This window comes from Klenkia sp. AC732, from assembly GCF_979256525.1.
In genome coordinates, this window is the sequence record NZ_CEEDOS010000024.1 from 12,212 (window position 1) to 32,429 (window position 20,218).

The following is a 20,218-nucleotide window of genomic DNA, read 5'->3' on the forward strand; positions in this document are numbered from 1 at the left end:
GGTACGAACACCTGTGCCAAGCTGGTGAATCGGAGGGTGCTTTTCACACCCTGCGAACAACTCCTGCCAGAAACCGCAGCTGAGAGGCCCCGTCGTGGCAGCACCGACCGACCCCGCACCCCGGACGTTGCCGATGCACGTCGCCCGGGCCATCCGCAACGACCTGCCGGCGGTCGCGGAGGCGACGGTGGCGGCGATCGTGGTGTCGGTGCCCAGTTACGCCGACGCCTATGCCGACACGATGGGCGCCACCATCGAGAACGCCGTCCAGCTGGCACTCGGCGGGTTCCTGGAGCTGGCCACCACCCGGGGCGCGGCCGCGGCGGACACCCCCATCCAGCCCGCCCTGGACGGCGCCTACGCCCTGGGTCGCGGCGAGGCGCGCGGCGGCCGGTCCCTGGACGCGCTGCTGGGCGCCTACCGGGTGGGTGCCCGGGTGGCCTGGCGGCACCTGGCCGCCACCGCCGTGGGCAGCGGGCTGACCGCCGAGCAGCTGGCCCGGTTCGCCGAGCTGGTCTTCGCCTACATCGACGCGCTGTCCGCGGCCAGCGTCGCCGGGCACGCCGACGAGCGCACCGCCAGCGGCCGGGTCCGCCAGCGGGTGCTGGAGCGGCTGGGCCAGCGGCTGCTCGCCGGCGGCACCGTCGAGGAGCTGACCGCCGCGGCGGCACGGGCCGACTGGACTCCCCCCGGCACCCTCACCGCCGTGCTGCTGCCGGCCTCCCGGGTGCGCGGTGCGCTGGCGCTGCTGGACGGGCAGACCCTGCAGCCGGTGGACGACGACCTGTCGGTGCTGCTGGTGCCCGACGGCGAGGGCCCGGGCCGCGCGGCCCTGCTGCGCGCGCTGGAGGGCCGGGAGGCCGTCGTCGGACCGCCCCGGCCGTGGTGGGACGTCGCCGCCTCGCACGCCCGCGCCGCCCGCGCCCTGGAGCTCGGCTTCACCGCACCCGGGACGGCGGCGTTGGACACCCAGCAGCGGCTGGCCGAGTTGGTGCTCCGCGCCGACGACGACGCCCTCGCCGACCTGCGTGCCCAGGTGCTGAGCCCGCTGGACGACCTGCCCGAGGGCGCCCGGGAGAAGCTCACCGAGACGCTGCGGTCCTGGCTGCTGCACCAGGGCCGCCGGGCCGACGTCGCCGCCGCCCTCTTCGTGCACCCGCAGACCGTGCGCTACCGGATGGGCCAGTTGCGCGAGCTCTACGGCGACCGCCTGGAGGACCCCCGCACCGTCCTCGAGCTCACCCTCGCCCTCGCCTGAGGCCGCAGCTCCCCGAGTCGATCGGGGTGGTCACTGCAGGGGCAGGCCGGTGACGACGCGGGCGGCGGTGCGGCCGGCACGGCGCCAGTCGGCGGGCGTGCCGTCGCGGACGGCGAGGGCGGGGCGGTCGGCGGGCAGCTGGGCGTGGTGCACGGCCACCGCACCGTCGGCGGACACCCCGACGCCCACCGAGAGCCGGGAGTCCCGGGCCGCGGCGTGCCCGAGTGCGAGGGCAGCACCGTCGGGGACCCGCTGCAGCCGCAGCGGGACACCCTCCTCCTCGGCCCCGGCGGACACCTCGCGCAGCACGGCGGACGGTGCACCCGGCGCGTGGTGCAGCACCACCGCCGGCGGCTCGACCCGGTCCTCGCGGCGGGGGCTCACCCGCCCAGGCCGTTCGCGTACGCCGCGACCAGCCCGGAGGCGACGGCGTTGCGCGGACCCTGGTCACCGAGCACGTTCCCGGTGCCGCAGACGACGCCGAACCCGGCGAGGGCGTCGGCGATCAGGTCGGGGATCTCGAAGTCCAGCGCCGAGCCCCCCAGCAGCACCACGAAGTCCAGCCGGCGCAGATCGCCGTCGGGGGCGACCTGGCGCAGCGCGCGCAGCGTGTTGACCACGAACACCCGCTGCTTGGCCTCCCGCCGCACCCGCCGGACGGCGTCCAGCGAGCGTCGGGTGGCCAACGGCACCGGCCCGTCGGGGGTGAGGACGACGACCCGGGCGAACACGTGCGAGGGCAGCGGCTCGTCGAAGAACTGCACCGTGCCGTCCTCGTGCCGGACGTGGAAGAAGCTCTCCACCTTGGCCAGCGGCCAGCGCTTGACCCACTCGGCGACCTCCCGGTCGTCCAGGGCCAGCTCGGAGTCGACCAGCCGGGTGACCAGCTCCCCGGCACCGGCGACGTGCACCGCGGTGCAGACGCCGTCGGCGGACAGCGAGGCGGCGTCGGTGGAGCCGCCGCCCAGGTCGACCACGACCACCGGCACCTGCACCCCGGGGGTGGTGAGCGCGCCGAGCACGGCCATCTCGCCCTCGACGCCCCCGATGGTGGCCTCGGCGGCGATCTCGGCGGCGACCCGGGCGGCGACGGCCTGCATCCGGCTGCGGCTGGTGCGCACCATGGCGGCCAGGCCCACCGCGTTCTCCAGGGCGATCTCCCCGGCCAACCCGCCGCGCACCTCGGCCGGCACGAACGTGTCCACGGCCAGCACGTCCCGGATGGCGATGTCCCCGGGGGCCTCCCCGGACCCGTCGGCCATCGTGTCGGCCATCGTGTCGGCCATCGTGTCGGCCATCGTGTCGCGCACCGCGGCGAGCATCCCGCCCACGTGGGTGCCGGGCTCGCCGTGGGCGTCGCGCAAGGGCTGCACCCGGGCGAGCGCGGCCATGATCGCCTCGGCGCCGGCGTCCACGTCGACCTTGACCGTGCGGGTCTCGCCGCGCAGCTCCAGCACCCCGACGGGGATGCGCCGGTCGGTGACGTCGCCCGAGGGCGTGCGGACGACGACGGCTGAGCGGTTGCCGGTCAGCGCCCTTGCCACCGGGGACACCTGCCGGGTCTGGTCGGGGTCCAGGTCGAAGACGGTGGCGATGCCGTAGGTGTTGGACAGCGTGCGGATGGTCCGGCCCGGTGCCGCGACCTCCACGGCGGCCCGCATGCCCAGCGGCACCTTCTCCACCGCCGACACCTCGTCGACCACCGGGACCGGCGTGTGCAGCCGGTTGGTGACCAGCACGGCGTCGTCCCCGGCGAGGACGGCGGCCACGACCTCCACCCCTCGGGCGACGGCGTCGTTGAGCGCACCGGCGACGTCGTCGAAGTCCCACCCCGCCGGGACGACGACGACCGCGGGTTCCCCCACCGGGTGCTCGGGCAGGTCCAGCACCGACACGGTGACCCCGACGCCCAGGCCCTCGCCGCCCGGGGTGGCCGGGTTGTGCCCGATCATCGTGGACTCGGTGATGACGGTCTCGGTGATCGTCTCCATCGCCAGGCCGCTGATCACCGGGGTGGCCTCGTTGAGCAGCACCCGGTCCAGCTCGTCCGGGCGCCGGCCGACGTCGGCGAGCACCCGGCGCACCGCGGTGAGCGCGCCCTCGGTGGAGGCCGGGGTGCCCTTGACCCCGGTGGTCCGGGTGAGCGCGGTGCCCAGGTGGGTCACCGCGCCGCCCGGACCGACCAGGGCCAGGCAGGCCTCGGTGGTGGAGTTGCCGATGTCGACGCCGACGACGAGCCGGTCTCTCACCCCGCGGCGCGCTCGATGGTCACCTCGAGCTCGACCGGGCCGGCGTCGGCCCGGATGCACTCGAACTCCTTGAGGTGCAGCAGCGCGGCCTTGGCCTGCCAGCGGGGGCGGGCCATCTGGTCGTTGCGGGTGGGCACCGGCTGCGGGGACTCCCCCTTGGCGTACTGGGCGGCGTTGGAGCCGATGGCCCGGAACACCGGGGCGTCCAGCAGCGGGGACTGCGGGAAGAGCTCCAGGTTGGACAGCCGGGGCAGGTCCTTCTGGTGGATCATCGTCGTCCCGCGGGACAGCAGGCCCACCGAGACGCCGGACCCGGACAGCCGGGCGGCGATGTGCGCGATCGCGGCCAGGTCAGCGGTGTTCCAGACCCGGACGACGCGCACCCCCACGCCCTGCTCCTCGATGCCGGCCATCAGCTGGCGGAGCACCTCGGCGTGCGGCACCCCGACGATGGTCTGGGTGAACGGGTCACCGAAGGCCGGGGACACCGCGACGAGCACCTCGTCGGGCCGGGTGCCGCGGGTGGCCGGGCCGGTCTCGCGCAGGGTGAGCGTGCGCTCGGCCGGTGCGTCCAGGGTCGTCATCTCAGTCCACCTCGGTCTCGGGGTTGGTGGCGGAGGTGACGTGCCGGAGCTTCTTGAGCTCCTCCCACCGCTCACCCTGCAGCCGGTAGCCGGTGCCCGGGCCGGCGTAGTCGTTGGCGTCGTTGATCGCCGACAGCGGGGTGAAGTCGGCGGTGAGGACCGCCGCGGTCTGCAGCAGGTCCCCCGAGACCCGCTGCCGCAGCACGGTGAGCAGGTTCTCGGCGACGTCGTGGAAGCCGGTGGCCTCCAGCCCGCGGACCAGGTCCAGGCCGGTGACCCCGCGGTCCATGACCTGCTGGGCACCGGTGAGGTCGGCCAGCACGTCGCGGAAGGGGTAGTCGTTGGAGCTGTTGGCGTAGGTGGCCGCCTCGACCTCCTCGTCGGTGATGCGCGGCAGCTCCAGGTACTCGAAGAGCGCCTGCAGCACGCGGGCGGCCTTGGCCCGGACGGCGACGATCTCGGCCTCCCGCACGTGCCGCAGGCCGCCGTCGACCTGGAGGTCGCGCTGGATGGTGTTCCAGTCGTCGTAGTCGTCGGTGTCGAAGTTCGACCCGGCGAACATGTTGTCCGAGTTGGGCACCGCCGAGTAGCCGGAGCAGACGAAGTCGGTGCCGGGCAGCAGCTGGGGCAGCATCCGCGCGGTCCGGCGCATCGCCGAGTGGGAGAAGGACTGGTCGTTCCCGGACGCACACTCCAGGTCCATCATCGAGGCGACCAGGTTCTCCGCGGCCACCGCGCGGATGCCGCCGGGCACCGCACCCGGGACGCCGATGCAGCTGATCGAGCCGTTCTGCAGGCCCTGCACCCCGGCGCCCTTGGCCATGAGGATGCAGCGGATCTCCAGGTACAGCATCGAGCGGCCCTCGGCGTTGCCCATCTGCACCTCCGAGCCGGTGCCCGAGGTGAACCGCATCTTGATCCCGCGGGAGGCGTAGGCCGAGGCCAGGAACGTCTTGGACCACGGGGTGTCGTCGCCGTCCACGAAGACCGACTCGGTGCCGTAGATGGAGATCGTCTCGGCGTAGGCGGTGATGCCGCGCATGCCCAGCTCCAGCTCGGTGGCCTCCTCCAGCGCGCACTGGGTCAGCACGCCACCGCGGCCGACCTGGCCGCCGACCTGCAGCGCGATGGCCACCAGCGGGGCGTACCGGACGACGCCCAGGGTGGTCTCCAGCTCGGCGAACCCGCGCAGCGCGCCCTCGGCGGCGTCCACGGCGACCTGCAGCGGGTTGTCCCGGGCGCTGGTGGAGTGCGCCTGGTTGGCCGGGGTGCGGCGGGCCCGCATCTTCTGCATCCCCTGCATGATCTCCACGACGTTCATCAGCTTGACGACGTCGAGCACCTTGGCCGGGGTGAGCCCGCGGGTCACCGCGATGACCTCCGAGCGCGAGACGCCGGGGTCGATGAGCATCCGGGCGATCTGCACCGAGGGCAGCGCCATCGACGCCTCGGTCGTCGCCACGTCGATCGCGTGGTCGGCGATGAAGCTGTCCATGAAGTCGAAGTCGGCGCGCTCCCGGCCGTCGAGCTCGACGATCCGGCCGTCCTCGACGCGCACGCTGGGCTGCGGGTCGAAGTCGCTCTCCATCGCGACCAGGCCCTTCTCGGGCCACTCCTCGACGAACCCGTCCAGGTTGACCGGACGGGCCTCGAGCACCTCGGTGCGCAGCGAGTGGCGGGGCTCCTCGGCGCGCAGCGGCTGGACGGCGGTCATGCGGGGCTCCCGGTGGTCTCGTCGGCGGCTGTCTCGTCGGCGGCGACGGCAGGGGTGACGGCGTCCGGGCTGGTGGCGGCGGTCGCGGCGTCCTCGGGGTCGTCGTCGGCCAGCAGCCGGCGGCGGCCGTAGACCTCGGCGGCCTCGCGGACCAGCGCGGCGGACACCGGGGCGCCGTAGGTCTGCTCCAGCCTGTCGGCCATCGCGGTGAGCTGGGCCGCGGTGGAGGCCCGCGGGCGCAGCGCGTTGTACATCGACAGCACCTCGGCGTCGGGGATCGCGGTCATCTCCGCGGCCCGGCGGAAGTTCGCGGCCAGCTGGGTGCGGCCGCTGGCGTCGGCCAGCTGGGCCTGCAGCTCCAGGGTCTCCGGGGCGATCCGCAGGTCCTCGGCGGTGAGCTCGCCGGAGACGACGGCGTCCATGGTCAGCGCGGTGACCGGCTTGCCGGTGGGGGTGCGCAGCAGCTCGGGGCGGTTGATCGACAGGGGGTAGTCGGCGACGGTCAACGTGGGTGGTGCGGGGGTGCTCATGCGGGGGTGCTCCTGGGGTCGACGACGTCCTGGGCGCGGTCCGGTGGGTCCTGCGCGGCACTGTGACAGCCGCCACGTTGCCTGTTCGTTGCGTCGGCGGGGGGTCTGGTCTGCGGGGCGTGGAGGGGTTCTGATGTGCCGCATGAGCGCACCCCTGAGCCACGCCGACGCCCGCGTCGTCCTCGACGCCGGCCTCGCCCACGCCACCGAGATCGGCCAGCCGATGAACGTCGCGGTCGTCGATGCCGGCGGGCACCTGGTCGCCTTCGCCCGGATGGACGGCGCGATCCGGGCCAGCATCGACATCGCCACCCGCAAGGCCGTCACCTCGGTGCTGATGGAGCTGCCCACCGCTGCGCTGATGCCTTTGGTCCAGCCCGGCGCGGAGCTCTACGGCCTGGAGCAGACCGCCGGCGGGATGGTCGCCTTCGGCGGCGGCATCCCGCTCACCCGGGACGGCGTGCTGGTCGGGGCGGTCGGGGTGAGCGCCGGGTCGGTCGAGCAGGACGTGTCGGTCGCCGAGGCCGCCGTGGCCGCACTGCCGGGCTGACCCGCAGGTCAGCGCCGTACACCACCGACGGGTCACCCGGCCGGCCGTCGTCCACGGCCGGGCGCCCCGTCCACCGGTGCGCGTGGGCGCTTGCCGGGGCACCCCTCGCCCCCGATGATCGGGACGGGCGTCGGGGTGACCGGCGCCACGTCGAGGTCAGGAGGCGACCGTGGCGCGTGGACGGGTGCGCCGGGTCGCCGACGACTCCGGCACCGACCCCGCGGCGCACGCCCGGGAGCTGACCGGCGTCTTCGACGCGGTGCTGTCCGGCGACGAGCACGGTCCGGTGCCGCGGCCCGTGGTGTCGGCGTCCTGGCAGCGGAGCCTGGCGGCGCACGTCGACCCGGAGCACCGCACGCCGCCGGTGGTCTACGACGAGCACGAGCTGCCCGGTGTGCGGGACGCGCACCCGCTGGCCGAGGTGCTGCCGCTGCTGCGCAACACCCTGGCCAGCATCGCCGACGAGGCCATGCACGTGATGCTGGTGACCGACGCCGCGGGCAACGTGCTGTGGCGCGACGGCGCGGCCAAGCTGCTGGTCCAGGCCGACAGCGTGGGCCTGTTCCCGGGCACCAACTGGAGCGAGGCCGCCATCGGCACCAACGCGATGGGCACCACGCTGGCCGTCGACGCCCCGGTGCAGATCCACTCCGCCGAGCACCTGGTGCGCACCTACCACTCGTGGACCTGCGTGGCCGCCCCCGTGCACGACCCGGACACCGGCGCCATCCTCGGCGCTGTCGACGTCAGCGGGCCGCTGCACACCGTGCACCCGGCCCTGGTGCAGCTGGTGTCGGCGACCGCGCAGCTGGCCGAGCACCACCTGCGGGTCAAGCTGGCCATCGCCGACGAGCGGCTGCGGATGGAGAACATGGGCCACCTGCTCCGGCTGGGCCCGGCCGCGGGAGCGCTGGTGACGCGGTCCGGGCGGCTGCTTGCCGGGCAGCCCTTCGGCTGGTGGCCCGAGCGGGTCTCGCTGCCCGCCGACCCCGACCGGCTGACCCTGGCCAACGGCGCCGAGGTGGTCGCCGAGCCACTGACCGGGGGCTGGCTGCTGCGCTCTCCCGCCCGGTCGGTCCGGCTGGCCCCGGCCGTGCCCTCGCTGTCGCTGCGCTTCCTGGGCGACCACCCGCGGGCCCGGCTCGACGACCGCCCGCTGGCCCTCACCCTGCGCCCGGCCGAGGTGCTCACCGCCCTCGCCGTGCACCCCGACGGGCTGACCGGGGAGCAGCTGGCCCTGCTGCTCTACGGGGACCGCGGGAACCAGACCACCGTGCGCGGCGAGGTGCACCGGCTGCGCCAGCTGATCGGCGCCGACCTGCTGCGCACCCGGCCCTACCGGCTGGCCGCCACCGTCGACAGCGACGTCGTCACCGCGCGGCGGGCCCTGAGCGAGGGGCGGGTGGCCGATGCGCTCAGCGCCTCCCCCGGCCTGCTGCTGCCCCGCTCGGAGGCCCCGCTGGTGCGCGACCTGCGCGAGGAGCTGGCCGGCGGCCTCCGCCGCGCCGTCCTCGACGGTGGGGACGTCGACCTGCTGCACCGGCTGGCCGGCGGGGTGGGCGCCGACGACCTCACCGTGCACGACCGGCTGCTGGAGCTGCTGCCGGCCGGTGACGCCCGGCGCGGGCCGGTCCAGGTGCACCGGGACCGGCTGCTGGCCTGAGCCCCCGCCCGGCGCCGTCCGGGCACGGGCTGCGACGATCCGCCGGTGCTGCGCGAGGGTCGGGGGGACCTACCCCGGGAGGTCTGGGTACTGGCCGTGGTGGCCTTCGTCGTCGCCCTCGGGTTCGGGGTCGTGGCCCCCGCCATCCCGCTCTTCGCCCGCTCCTTCGGCGTGGGGACGACGGCCGTGGGGCTCGCGGTCAGCGCCTTCTCCGCGGCTCGGTTCGCCTCGGCGTTCGGCGGCGGGGCGCTGGTGGAGCGCCTGGGCGAGCGACTGGTGCTCAGCACCGGACTGGCGGTGGTCGCGGTGTCGACCGGGCTGGCGGGCCTGGCCACCAGCTTCCCGGTCTTCCTGACCCTGCGGGCGCTGGGCGGGGTGGGCAGCGCGATGTTCACCGTCGCCGCGCTGTCGCTGCTGCTGCGGGTCGCCCCGCCCACCCACCGCGGCCGGGCCGCGGCCACCTACCAGGGCGGGTTCATCCTGGGCGGCATCGCCGGACCGGCGGCCGGTGGGCTGCTGGCCGAGCTCTCACCCCGGTTGCCGTTCTTCCTCTACGCCGGGTTCCTGCTCGTCGCCGGGCTGGTCGGGCTGTCCCAGCTGCGGGTCCCCTCGGGCCCGGTCGACCCCGACCTGGTCGCCGCCCCCGACGTGCCCGCCGCCCAGCCGCTGGCCGTGCGGGCGGCGCTGGCCCAGCCGGCCTACGTCGCCGCGCTGGCGGCGAACTTCGGGGTGGGCTGGATGCTCTTCGGCGTCCGCAACTCCCTGGTCCCGCTGTACGTCACCGAGGAGCTGGGCCGGACCGTCGCCTGGGCCGGCGCCGGCCTGCTGGTCGGGTCGCTGGCCCAGGCGCTGGGCCTGCTGCGCTCGGGCCGGCTGGTCGACGACTGGGGGCGCCGGCCCTCGCTGCTGCTGGGCGCGGGCCTGGCCACCGCCTCGGTGGCGGTGCTGGCCGGGCCGGCGTCCACCCCGGCGTTCCTGGTGTCGATGACGGTGTTCGGGCTGTCGGCGTCCCTGCTGGCCAGCACCCCGGCGGCGCTGGTCGCCGACGTCAGCCCGGCCCGCGGCGGCCGGGTGGTCGCGGTGTTCCAGATGGCCGCGGACCTGGGCGGCATCATCGGGCCGCTGGCCGCCGGGGCGCTCACCGACGCGGCCTCCTTCCAGGTCGCGTTCGCCGTCACCACGGGGGTGCTGGCGCTCGGGCTGGTCGCGGGACTGCGGATCCCGCGGACCAGGCCGGGCGGTCAGGGGTAGAGCAGTCGGTTGACGCGCACCAGGAAGTCCGGCCCGCGGTCCGCGGACGGGTCGCCCATCAGCTCGCCGATGACCGCCATGGCCAGATCGCGCCGGCGCGGCGACCGGGCCGGGTCGGCCGCGGCGAGGGCGGCGGGCAGCTCGGCGAGGGTGAGGTCGGTGCAGTAGGCCGGCGCGCCCGGCTGCTGGCGCCAGGAGTCGGCCAGCGGGCCGGCGTCGAAGGCGTCGAACCCGGTCTGCTCGACCAGCAGCCGGCCCAGCGCGCGGTCGGCGTCGTCGTCGGCGGACACCGGCAGCGCGATCCGGTCCGGGGCGCCGGCGGGTCGGGCCAGGCCGGCGAAGGAGCCGGCGACGATCGAGTTCCAGGCCTTGACGACCGGGCGGCCCAGCTGTTCGGACACCCACAGGCTCTCGACCTGACCCCCGTCCAGGACAGCGATCTGCCCGTCCCGCACCGGGTAGTAGTTCGAGGTGTCGAGCAGGACGGCGTCCGCGGCGAGCCGGTCGACGACGGGCCGGACGCCGGGGACGGCGGACAGCGGGATCGAGACGACCAGCGCCTCGACGTCGGTGGCGACGTCGTCGGCGTGCACCGGGCGGCCACCGGCGTCGGTGACCTGCGCCGGGATGGTCTCCGGGCCGCGGGAGTTGGCGACGCGGACGTCGTGGCCTGCGGCGGTCAGGCGTGCGGTGAGCGTGGCGCCGATGGCGCCGACGCCCAGGATGCCGATCTTCACGTGGGTGGTCCTCTCAGGTGGTGGTGGTGGTGGGTGACGTGCCCACGGACAGGACGCCGAGCACGGCGACGAACGCCAGGACGCCGGCGGTGGTGAAGGCGGTCTGCGCGGCGGCGACGGCCTGGTCGGTGCTGAGGTCGCCGGCGTCGGTGGCACCGGAGCCGATCGTGTAGGCGGAGACGAGCACCGCTCCGCCGGCGGCGCCGGCCAGCTGCTGGACGGTGGTGAAGGCCGCGGTGCCGTGCGGGTACAGGTCGGCGGGCAGCGAGGACAGCGCGCTGGTGGTCATCGGGGCCCACATCAGGGCCTGGGAGGCGTTGAGCACCAGGTAGGCCAGCAGCAGGGCGAGTGCGCTGGTGCCCTCGTCGACGGTGCTGAAGAACCACAGCGCGGCCGTCCACACCAGCGAGCCGGGGATCGCCAGCGGGCGTGGCCCGACGCGGTCGTAGACCCGCCCGCCGAGGGCGGAGACGATCGCGATCGCGGCACCGCCGGGGACGAGGAAGAGCCCGATGGCCAGGGTGCTGAGCCCGGTGACCTCGGTGAGCAGCAGCGGCAGCACGATCAGCGAGCCGAACCCGTTGAGGGCGATGACGACCATGACCACGAGCGGGATGCTGAAGCCCCGGCTGCGGAAGACGCGCACGTCCAGGAACGCCCCGGGTCCGCGTTGCAGGACCACCTGGCGGCGGACGAACGCGGCCAGGCCGAGCAGTCCCACTCCGACGGGCAGGTACGGCGGGACGAGGGTGTGCCCGGACACCGACTCACCGATCGAGGCCAGCCCGTAGACCAGCGCCCCGAACCCGACCGCCGACAGCAGCAGGGACGGCACGTCGAGGGTCACCGGCTCCGGGGTGGTGGTGTTGCGCAGCTTCCAGGCACCCAGCACGAGGGCGAGCAGCGCGACCGGCAGCACCAGCAGGAACAGCCACCGCCAGCTCAGTGCCGACAGCACCAGCCCGGACACCGCCGGCCCGACGGCGGGGGCCACGGCCGGGACCGCGGTCACCACGGCCATCATCTGGCCGCGCCGGGACTCGGGTACCAGCCGCATCGTGGTGGTCATCAGCAGCGGGACGAACACGGCGGTCCCGGCGGCCTGCACGATGCGCCCGGCGAGCAGCACCTCGAAGCCCGGGGCGACCGCGGCGATCGCGGTGCCCACCAGGAACAGGCTCATCGAGGCCAGGAAGACCGTCCGCAGGTGGAACCGGCGCATGAGGAAGCCGGTCGCCGGGATCAGCACCGCCAGGGTCAGCAGGTAGCCGGTGGTCAGCCACTGACCGGTGGTCGGGGTGATGCCCAGGTCGGTGATCAGGGTCGGGAGCGCGACGCCCAGCAGCATCTCGTTGAGCAGGACGATGAACGCCGACACCATCAGGATGCCGATCACCAGGCCGCTGCCCGGGGCCAGCCGGTCCGCGGCGGGCCGTCGTGCGGTGGTGTCGGCGACCGGTGCGGCGGTCGTGTCGTGGGCGGCCATGCGCGTGGTCCTCAGGGGTCGGGAGGGTGGTGGGGAGGTCAGGCGGTGAGGCGCGGGTCGAGCCCGTACTGGTCCGGGACACCGAGGTTCTCCCGCAGGGTCGGGCCCTCGTAGTCGAGGTGGAACAGCCCGCGCTGCTGCAGGACCGGGACGACCTGGTCGACGAAGGCGTCGATGCCGTCGGCGTAGACGTCGATGGCCAGGGAGAACCCGTCGCAGGCGCCGGCCTCGAACCAGGCCTGCATGTGGTCGGCGACGTCCTCGGCGGTGCCGGGCACGACCGGGTGGTAGTCGATGACGCCGTGCGCGAGGACGTCGCGCAGCGTCCAGCCCTCGCGGGCGACCTCCAGCGCGTGCGGCGCGCGCGGGTCCCCGGGCGAGGGCCGGGCCGCGGCGAGCTGCTCGGGGATCAGTGGCTCGTCGAGCTGGGCCGGCTCCAGGTGCAGGCCGAGCATCGAGCCCAGGTACCCGACCCGCGCCTCGAGGTCGACGACCTCGTCGAGCCGGCGGCGGCGGTCCAGGGCCTCCCGGCGGGAACCGGCGATGCTGGGCATGAAGCCGGCGAAGAGCTTGACCTCGTCGGGGTCCCGCCCGACGGCCGCGGCCGCGGCGCGCAGCGCGTCCCGGTGGGCCTTGCCCTCGGCGATGCTGAACGGGTTGGCGTAGACGCCGCTGGCGTACCGGGCGGCCACGGCCAGGCCGTTGCCGCCCCCGCCGGCCTGGAAGACGACAGGTTGACCCTGCTCCGACGGCGGGATCGGCAGCGGTCCGCGGGAGGCGACGTGCGCGCCCTGCAGGCCGACGGGCGCGATCTTCGAGGTGTCGGCGAACCGCCCGCCCTCGACGTCCAGCACCCAGGCGTCGCGCTCCCAGCTGCCCCACAGCGCCTGCACGACCTGGACCACCTCGTGCACCCGCTCGTACTTCTGCGCCCGCGGCGGCAGCGCGACGCCGAAGTTGGCGGCGGCGGCCGGCAGCGAGGTCGGGACGGCGTTCCAGCCGGCCCGGCCGTGGCTGGCCACGTCCAGGGCCTTGAACTGCCGGGCGATCGCGTACGGCTCGTTCAGCGTCGTGGACGCGGTGGCCACCAGCCCGATCCGCTGCGTGGCCCGGGCCATCGTGGTCAGCACGACCAGCGGGTCGATCGAGTGGTTCGGCACCGCCCGGGAGATGTCGTTCTCCAGCACCGGGGTGTCGGCCAGGAAGACCAGCTGCAGCTTGCCGCGCTCGGCGGCCTGCGCGTACCGGGCGAAGACGTCCATGTCGGTGTAGCTGCGCGGGTCGACACCGGGCATCCGCCAGGAGCCCGGCTGGGAGCCGTAGCCGTTGGCGATCTGGATGGCCAGGAGCAGCTGAGCGGGCACGACACGTCCTGTCGGGAGGCGGTAACCTGATCCGGAGATGGTCTCCGTTCGGATGCCACGACCATACGGAGACACTCTCCGTCTTGTCCACCAGGGAGGCCGGACGTGTCCGAGACGACAGCCGGACGGCGGCCCCGCACCGACGCCGCCCGCAACCGGACGCACATCCTGGACGTCGCCGAGCGGTACTTCACCGAGCACGGCGTGACCGGGTCGCTGCACGCGCTGGCCAAGCAGGCCGGTGTCGGCGCCGGCACCCTCTACCGGCACTTCCCCAGCCGGGACGCCCTGCTCGCCGCACTCCTCGCGGCGCGGGACAGCGAGCTGGTGGCCCGCCGGGACGCGGTCCGGACCGCGGAGACCGACCCGGCCGTCGCACTGGACGGCTGGCTGGAGGCGCTGGGCACCTGGGCGACCGCGTTCGACGGACTGCCCGACCCGCTGCGGGCCGCCGTCACCGAGCAGACCTCGCCGCTGGCGCTCACCTGCCAGGGCTACGTGACGACGACCGAGGAGTTCCTCACCGCGGCCCAGCAGGCCGGCCGGGCCCGGTCCGACGTCCGCGGCCGGGACCTGTTCCTGGCGGTGCTGGCGATCAGCTGGGTCCGCGAGGCGGCCATGGCCGACGCGGCCTCCCCGGCCGGCCTGGGGTCCCTGCTGCGCACCGGTTGGGCCACTCCCCCCGCCTGAGACTCAGCTGATCCCGGGCAGCTCGGGGCGGCGGGCCACCAGCAGCACGTGGGTGTCCGGCCAGTCCAGCTGCTCCCCCGTCGCCGGGTCCAGCAGCGTCGCCACGGGGGCGAAGACGTTGTCCACCAGCCAGTCGTTGCGCCAGGCGCCGGAGCGCGGGTCGACCTCGAAGCCGGCCGCGCGCACCAGCGCCGACCACGCGGCGCCGTCCAGGGCGCAGAACTGCTCGTGCACCTCGCTGAGCCAGTTGTGCGTGTAGCTGACCTTGGACAGGAACTCCATGGCGTCGGCCAGCCGCAGCAGCACGTCGTCCCCGTCGGTCTCGAACGGGAAGGCCACCCCGGCCGCCCGGCGGAAGTCCACCGCGAACTGGTCGAGGCGGGCCCGGGTGCACAGCCCGTCCAGGTACGGGCCGACCTCCTCGGCGGGCCGGGCCAGCAGGTCGACGGGACCGGCCGGGCGGGCACCGTCGTCGGTGCGCAACCGCAGCCGGACGGTCCGGTCGCCGTCGGCCGGGCCGCACACGTCGGAGTTCACCCAGACACCGCCGGGCACGGTGTGCGCGACGACGTTCGCGGCCAGCTCCTCCAGCGCGGACACCCCGCCGCCGTAGCTGAGTATCTCGTGGGTCAGCGCGAACGTCGTCGTGGTGTCCACCGTGGCCGGCGGGAAGACCGGCCCGTTGAGCACGTTGGCCTGCACGAAGAAGGTGTTCGGGTTGGCTGCGAAGGCCCCTTGTGCCCGGCGGTGCTCGCACTCGTCGAACAGGTGCCGGGCCACCTCGACGCCGAACAGGTCCGACTCGTGCAGGGTCGGCTCGCCGGCCGCCAGCTCCAGCATCGCGCCGGTCGCGCAGCCGATGTCGACGATCCGGCCGGGCTGCACGTAGGGCCGGGCCTGGTCCCACTTGCGCTGCGCCGCGGACTCGAAGGCAGCGATGTAGGAGCGGTACTCCCGGGTGGCGGTCAGCCCGCCCTCGGAGCCGACGACCGGGTCCGAGCAGATGACGCGGGTGGACTCCGCCAGCCCGTACCGGTCGAACACCGCGACCGTGGCCGGGTGCGCGAGCTCGCGCCAGGCCGGGTCGTCGGCCACCAGCAGCTCGAGCACGTCCCACGGCCGGGCCGGGGCGTCGGGCGAGGCGTCCTCCACCGGCACGATGCGGTAGCCCAGCGCCCGGTACATCGCAGCGACCGACGCGGTGGAGCAGGCCACGACGGTGTCGGCCGGGTCCGGTGCCCACCGACCGCCGGTCTCGTGCGCGACGGTCTTCAGCGTCAGCTCGGCGAACCGGTCGGTGGGGGCCACGTCGACCACCCCGACGACGACACCGGTGAGGCCCTCGGCCAGGCAGAACCGCTCGATGGCGGCCTCCCGCCGGTGCGCGGGCACCGGGTTGCGCCGGGTGCCCCGGTGGTTGGCCGAGGTCACCGCCCACACCACGGCCACGTCCTCGGTGCATACGACGGGAACGCCGTCGGTGTCGGCCACCCCGCCGGCGACGACCGCCCGCAGGTGCTCGGCCTGGAACCGGGTCAGCACGTGGTGCCGGCCGGGGAGCAGGACGCTGCGGACGGTCGCGGGGGGCACCCCCCGATCCTGACCGCCGGGGTGCGGCGACCGGCCACCGGGTCAGTCCCGGCCCGGCACCGCCAGGCCGTACTGGCTGATCTTCCGGTACAGGGTGGCGCGGGACAGCCCCAGCTCCGCAGCGGCCTGCACCACCGTCGTCCCGGGCACGGTCAGCCAGCGCAGGATCTCCTCGCGCTCCAGCTGCTCCAGTCGGGTCAGCGACCGCTGCCCGGAGCTGAGCACCTCCGGGCGCAGGTGGCCCACGTCGACGACGTCGGTGCGGGACGCGGCCTCCCGCACCACCGCCCGCAGCTCCCGGACGTTCTCCGGCCAGCCGTACGCGGCCAGCGCCCGGACCGCCCGCGGGGTGAACTCGACGTCCCGGTGGCGCAGCTCCCGGGCGAAGGACCGAGCCAGTGGGCCGACGTCCTCGGGCCGGTGGCGCAGCGGTGGCACCTCGACGACGGCGTCGGCCAGCGCGGCCAGCGCCGGTGGCAGCGCGGCGTAGGACGACGCGGTCAGCACCGCCGGGCGCAGCGGGGTCGCGCTGTGCGCCAGCACCGCGGCCAGCTCGTCGGCCGCCCAGGCCGGCAGCGCGTCGGCGCCGGCGACCACCACGCAGGTGTCCGGGGAGGTCAGCGCCGGTGACCACAGCGCCAGCCACGCCTCGACGTCCTCGGGGCCGGGCGGGCGGGCCACCAGCACCCGCTCGCGGCGCCGTCGTCCCTGCCGGGCCAGCGTGGCGACGGCGGACTTGCCCACCCCCGGCTCCCCCACCACGACGGTCAGCCGGCCTGCCGAGACGGCGTCCCGGGCGCCGGCGACGGCCTCGGACCAGCCGCGGGAGGCACACGGGTCCCCGGCCGGCAGCCGGTCGGCCACCACGTGGAAGACCTCGCCGCGCGGCAGCGGACGCACCGGCTGACCGCCGGCGCGCACGTGCATGAGCGCGCTGGTGTTGCCCGCCGCCGACTGGGCCAGGGCCAGCAGCAGGTCGGAGGAGGCGTCGGACCAGGTGGTCATGTTGATGCTGCCGACCAGGTCGCCGCTGCGCGGGTCCAGCACCGGGACGGCGGCACAGGTGTAGCGCCGCAGCGGTGCCACGAAGTGCTCCCCGGAGCGCACCAACGCCGGCACCCGGTCGGCCAGGGCGAGGGCGAGGCCGTTGGTGCCGGCGGTCTGCTCGCCGAAGTAGAAGCCGGGCGCCAGGTGCACCCGGTCCAGCGAGCGGTTCATGTCCGCATCGACCGACCAGCGGGCCAGCACCAGGCCCTCGTGGTCGGTGATCATCAGCCCGACGGGTTCGGTGCCCAGCGTCCCGTGCAGCCGGCTGAGCACCTCGGCACCGCACTCGTAGAACAACGAACCGGTGTCCACGGTGCCGGTGAAGACCGGCTCGACGCCCTCCGGGGAGACCCCGTAGCGCTCGCTGCGGACCCACGAGGCCTGCACCCGGGGGCGGGCCAGCGGGACCGGACTGCCTGACGTGTCCACGACGGACCCCCTCCGCGCGACGGTGCGCTCCTCGACCGTAGGGCCCGGGACCCCCGGCCACGAGTGGTCGGTGTCTCACATTGAGACGCCGGGTCGTAGAGCGACGTGCGCATGCCGCCCTAGCGTCGGAGCCGGTGTGATCCAGCTCCCAACGGAGGGTCTGGAGCCTGCTCGAGGAGGACCCGTGTACAGCAAGGACGGCAACGACTACTTCGTCGTGGACGCGCACATCGCGCTCTGGGACGCCCGCCCCGAGAACCAGCGCAACATCCACGGCAAGCAGTTCATCGACTGCTTCTACGACTACCACCGCAACCTGAGCCCCGAGTCCGAGCTGTGGCCCTACGAGGAGTACCTCTACCAGGGCGGCGAGCGGCTGATGCGCGACGTCTTCGTCGACGGGATCGTCGACCACGCGGTCTTCCAGCCCGCCCGGCTCGGTGAGTTCTACGAGCGCGGTTTCGGCCAGACCGAGGAGGCCTGGGCGCTGACCCAGGCCCACCCCGACAAGCTGACGTACAACCACTGGTTCGACCCCCGCGACGGCGAGGCCGGCCTCGACCAGCTGCGCGCCGACGCCGAGCGCTTCCAGCTCAAGGGCGTGAAGCTCTACACCGCCGACTGGCACGGCGACAGCCGCGGCTGGAAGCTCGACGACCCGATGGCCTACCGGTACTTCGAGGTCTGCCGCGAGCTCGGCATCACGAACGTGCACGTGCACAAGGGCCCCACCATCCGCCCGCTGGACCGGGACGCCTTCGACGTCGCCGACGTCGACCACGTGGCCACCGACTTCACCGACCTCAACTTCATCGTCGAGCACGTCGGCCTGCCCCGGCTCGAGGACTTCTGCTGGATCGCCACCCAGGAGCCCAACGTCTACGGCGGCCTCGCCGTCGCCATGCCCTTCATCCACTCCCGGCCGCGGTACTTCGCCCAGATCATGGGCGAGCTCCTCTACTGGATCGGCGAGGACCGGATCCTGTTCTCCAGCGACTACGCGCTGTGGACGCCCAAGTGGCTGGTGGAGTCCTTCGTGGACTTCCAGATCCCCGCCGACCTCACCGAGTACGCGCCCATCTCGGTGGACCAGAAGCGCAAGGTGCTCGGGCTGAACGCCGCGCGTCTGTACGACATCCCGGTGCCCGAGCGCCTGCAGGTCGCCGACGCCGACGCCACCGCCACCGGTCCGCGCGACCCCGACGCGGCCGACAAGAACCTGGCGATGGCCTGATGACGGCGGTCCTGCCCCGACTGTCCGACGCCGCCGTCACCGCGGCACTCGACACCGTCATCGACCCCGAGCTCGACGAGGCGGTGACCGACCTCGGGTTCGTCCGGTCGGTGGTCGTCGAGGGCACGGACGTCGAGGTGCACCTGCGGCTGCCCACGTCGTTCTGCGCCCCCAACTTCGCCTGGCTGATGGTGTCCGACGCCCGGGACGCACTGCTCGCCGTCCCGGGCGTGGGCCGGGTCGTGGTGGAGCTCGACGACCACCACGACTCCGACCTGATCAACGCCGGGCTCGCTGCGGACGCCGGCTACCGGGGCACCTTCGGCCACGAGGCGGAGCTGTCCCTCGACGAGCTGCGGGCCACCTTCCAGCGCAAGGCGCACACCGCCGCGATGGAGCGGGCCCTCACGGAGTGGCTCCGCGCCGACACCTCGCGCACCGAGCAGGCCGTCGGTGCCCTCGTCCTGGCCGACCTGCCGGCCGGGACGTCGACGGACTCGCTGCTGTCCCGCCGGGCCGCCCTCGGGCTGCCCACCGACCCGTCGTCCCCGGTGCTGCTGACCCCCGAGGGCACCCGGCCGGCGCCGGAGACCGTGGCGATGACCCTGCGCAAGGCACGGTCGGTCCGGATCTCCGTCGACGGGAACGCGCACTTCTGCCGCGGCCTGCTCACCACCCGCTACCCGGGTTCGGACGCCGACCAGGTGTTCCGCCCGTCCATCGACTCCGCACTCCCCCTGGAGGTCCTGAGATGAAGGCCGTGCGCGTCACCGGCTACCACCAGCAGCTCGCGATGGCCGAGGTCGACGAGCCAGAGGTGAGCGGTCCGCACGACGTCGTCGTCCGGGTCGGCGGAGCCGGCGTCTGCCGCACCGACCTGCACATCCTCGAGGGCCAGTGGGCCGAGAAGTCCCAGGTGGCGCTCCCGTACACGATCGGCCACGAGAACGCGGGCTGGGTCCACGCGGTCGGCGACGCCGTCACCAACGTGGCCGTCGGGGACGCGGTGATCCTGCACCCGCTGGTCACCTGCGGGCTGTGCCGTGCCTGCCGGTTCGGCGACGACGTGCACTGCGAGGCCAACCGGTTCCCCGGCATCGACAGCGACGGCGGGTACGCCGAGTACATCCTCACCACCGCACGCAGCTGCGTGAAGCTGGACGACTCGCTGGAGCCGGCCGCCGTCGCCGCGCTGGCCGACGCCGGCCTGACCGCCTACCACGCGGCCGCGAAGGCAGCCCGGCGGCTGCGGGCCGGGGACCGCTGCGTGGTCATCGGCGCCGGCGGCCTGGGCCACATCGGCATCCAGGTGATGGCGGCGATCTCCCCGGCCGAGCTGATCGTCGTCGACCGGAACCCCGACGCGGTGGAGCTGGCGCTGGGCATCGGCGCCGACCACGCCGTCGTCGCCGACGGCAGCCAGGTGGAGCAGGTGCTGGAGCTGACCGGCGGCAAGGGCGCCGAGGTGGTCATCGACTTCGTCGGTGAGGGCGGGTCGACGAAGCAGGGCATCGCGATGACCCGGCAGGGCGGGGACTACCTCATCGTCGGGTACGGCGAGAACATCGACGTCCCGACGATCGACCTGATCTCGGCGGAGATCAACATCATCGGCAACCTGGTCGGCAGCTACAACGACCTGGTCGAGCTGATGGCCCTCGCGGCCCAGCAGAAGGTCACCCTGCACACCCAGCGCTACGCGTTGGCGGACTTCCAGCAGGCGATCGACGACCTGGACGCCGGGCGCGTCCGCGGCCGGGCGATCCTCGTCCCCTGACGACGCCCCGGCATGGGATCCCCCGCATACGGCGCGGCGCGTCAGCGGTATGCGGGGGATCCCAT

At 74.4% G+C, this 20,218-nt stretch carries 18 protein-coding genes; 8 read left to right on the forward strand and 10 right to left on the reverse strand.

Annotated features, from left to right (window positions below; translation table 11 throughout):
- Positions 1-94 precede the first annotated feature (94 nt).
- Complete coding sequence (locus tag AC0IVP_RS12965; protein ID WP_471757002.1) at positions 95-1,258, forward strand: PucR family transcriptional regulator; 1,164 nt, start codon at positions 95-97, stop codon at positions 1,256-1,258.
- Positions 1,259-1,288: 30 nt separating this feature from the next.
- Here AC0IVP_RS12965 and AC0IVP_RS12970 read toward each other — a convergent pair whose 3' ends face one another.
- From AC0IVP_RS12970 to AC0IVP_RS12990, 5 genes are read right to left on the reverse strand one after another with little or no spacing between them, the layout of a single operon-like run.
- On the reverse strand, positions 1,289-1,642 hold the full coding sequence (locus AC0IVP_RS12970) for a glycerol dehydratase reactivase beta/small subunit family protein (protein WP_471757004.1): 354 nt from the start codon (positions 1,640-1,642) through the stop codon (positions 1,289-1,291).
- Positions 1,639-3,507: a diol dehydratase reactivase subunit alpha gene (locus AC0IVP_RS12975; RefSeq protein ID WP_471757006.1), complete on the reverse strand. Its 1,869-nt coding sequence runs from the start codon at positions 3,505-3,507 to the stop codon at positions 1,639-1,641. The genes AC0IVP_RS12970 and AC0IVP_RS12975 overlap by 4 nt, the downstream gene beginning before the upstream one ends.
- Positions 3,504-4,091, reverse strand: coding sequence for a propanediol/glycerol family dehydratase medium subunit (locus AC0IVP_RS12980; protein WP_056298970.1), 588 nt, complete (start codon positions 4,089-4,091; stop codon positions 3,504-3,506). Before AC0IVP_RS12980 ends, AC0IVP_RS12975 begins: the two co-directional genes overlap by 4 nt.
- A 1-nt stretch (position 4,092) precedes the next feature.
- The gene (locus AC0IVP_RS12985; RefSeq protein WP_056298976.1) at positions 4,093-5,805 is read right to left on the reverse strand and encodes a propanediol/glycerol family dehydratase large subunit; all 1,713 of its coding nucleotides are present in this window, start codon (positions 5,803-5,805) and stop codon (positions 4,093-4,095) included.
- Positions 5,802-6,335 (reverse strand): diol dehydratase small subunit, encoded by a 534-nt coding sequence (locus AC0IVP_RS12990; protein WP_471757008.1) that lies wholly within the window; start codon positions 6,333-6,335, stop codon positions 5,802-5,804. The genes AC0IVP_RS12985 and AC0IVP_RS12990 overlap by 4 nt, the downstream gene beginning before the upstream one ends.
- Before the next feature lie 142 nt (positions 6,336-6,477).
- Between AC0IVP_RS12990 and AC0IVP_RS12995 the strand changes: the two genes are divergently transcribed.
- The 3 genes from AC0IVP_RS12995 (at position 6,478) to AC0IVP_RS13005 (ending at position 9,799) form a co-directional block, all read left to right on the forward strand.
- Positions 6,478-6,885: a GlcG/HbpS family heme-binding protein gene (locus tag AC0IVP_RS12995; protein WP_056298987.1), complete on the forward strand. Its 408-nt coding sequence runs from the start codon at positions 6,478-6,480 to the stop codon at positions 6,883-6,885.
- Between the two features lie 169 nt (positions 6,886-7,054).
- The gene (locus tag AC0IVP_RS13000) at positions 7,055-8,548 is read left to right on the forward strand and encodes a GAF domain-containing protein (RefSeq protein WP_471757010.1); all 1,494 of its coding nucleotides are present in this window, start codon (positions 7,055-7,057) and stop codon (positions 8,546-8,548) included.
- 45 nt (positions 8,549-8,593) lie between these two features.
- Positions 8,594-9,799 (forward strand): MFS transporter, encoded by a 1,206-nt coding sequence (locus AC0IVP_RS13005; RefSeq protein WP_471757012.1) that lies wholly within the window; start codon positions 8,594-8,596, stop codon positions 9,797-9,799.
- Here the strand turns inward: AC0IVP_RS13005 and AC0IVP_RS13010 are convergent.
- Genes AC0IVP_RS13010 through AC0IVP_RS13020 form a run of 3 tightly spaced genes read right to left on the reverse strand, consistent with a single transcriptional unit; the run spans position 9,790 to position 13,386 of the window.
- Positions 9,790-10,536, reverse strand: coding sequence for an NADPH-dependent F420 reductase (locus AC0IVP_RS13010; RefSeq protein ID WP_471757014.1), 747 nt, complete (start codon positions 10,534-10,536; stop codon positions 9,790-9,792). The two genes, AC0IVP_RS13005 and AC0IVP_RS13010, sit on opposite strands and share 10 nt — an antisense overlap.
- Positions 10,537-10,549: 13 nt before the next feature.
- Positions 10,550-12,022, reverse strand: coding sequence for a DHA2 family efflux MFS transporter permease subunit (locus tag AC0IVP_RS13015; RefSeq protein WP_471757016.1), 1,473 nt, complete (start codon positions 12,020-12,022; stop codon positions 10,550-10,552).
- 38 nt (positions 12,023-12,060) lie between these two features.
- The gene (locus tag AC0IVP_RS13020; RefSeq protein ID WP_471757018.1) at positions 12,061-13,386 is read right to left on the reverse strand and encodes an NtaA/DmoA family FMN-dependent monooxygenase; all 1,326 of its coding nucleotides are present in this window, start codon (positions 13,384-13,386) and stop codon (positions 12,061-12,063) included.
- Positions 13,387-13,491: 105 nt separating this feature from the next.
- On the opposite strand from AC0IVP_RS13020, the gene AC0IVP_RS13025 reads away from it, so the two are divergent.
- Positions 13,492-14,076: a TetR/AcrR family transcriptional regulator gene (locus AC0IVP_RS13025; RefSeq protein ID WP_471757020.1), complete on the forward strand. Its 585-nt coding sequence runs from the start codon at positions 13,492-13,494 to the stop codon at positions 14,074-14,076.
- Between the two features lie 3 nt (positions 14,077-14,079).
- Here AC0IVP_RS13025 and AC0IVP_RS13030 read toward each other — a convergent pair whose 3' ends face one another.
- Both AC0IVP_RS13030 and AC0IVP_RS13035 read right to left on the reverse strand, forming a co-directional pair.
- Positions 14,080-15,666: a hypothetical protein gene (locus AC0IVP_RS13030; protein WP_471757022.1), complete on the reverse strand. Its 1,587-nt coding sequence runs from the start codon at positions 15,664-15,666 to the stop codon at positions 14,080-14,082.
- Between the two features lie 42 nt (positions 15,667-15,708).
- Positions 15,709-17,142 carry an AAA-type ATPase lid domain-containing protein gene (locus tag AC0IVP_RS13035; protein WP_471757024.1) on the reverse strand — a complete coding sequence of 478 codons (1,434 nt, stop codon included), beginning with the start codon at positions 17,140-17,142 and terminating at the stop codon, positions 15,709-15,711.
- Positions 17,143-17,326: 184 nt separating this feature from the next.
- Between AC0IVP_RS13035 and AC0IVP_RS13040 the strand changes: the two genes are divergently transcribed.
- The 3 genes from AC0IVP_RS13040 to AC0IVP_RS13050 are packed head-to-tail and all read left to right on the forward strand — an operon-like array spanning position 17,327 to position 20,153.
- Positions 17,327-18,376, forward strand: coding sequence for an amidohydrolase family protein (locus AC0IVP_RS13040; protein ID WP_056299010.1), 1,050 nt, complete (start codon positions 17,327-17,329; stop codon positions 18,374-18,376).
- Positions 18,376-19,131, forward strand: coding sequence for an iron-sulfur cluster assembly protein (locus AC0IVP_RS13045; protein WP_471757026.1), 756 nt, complete (start codon positions 18,376-18,378; stop codon positions 19,129-19,131). The genes AC0IVP_RS13040 and AC0IVP_RS13045 overlap by 1 nt, the downstream gene beginning before the upstream one ends.
- Positions 19,128-20,153, forward strand: a complete 1,026-nt coding sequence (locus tag AC0IVP_RS13050; protein WP_471757028.1) for an NAD(P)-dependent alcohol dehydrogenase — start codon at positions 19,128-19,130, stop codon at positions 20,151-20,153. The genes AC0IVP_RS13045 and AC0IVP_RS13050 overlap by 4 nt, the downstream gene beginning before the upstream one ends.
- Positions 20,154-20,218 lie beyond the last annotated feature (65 nt).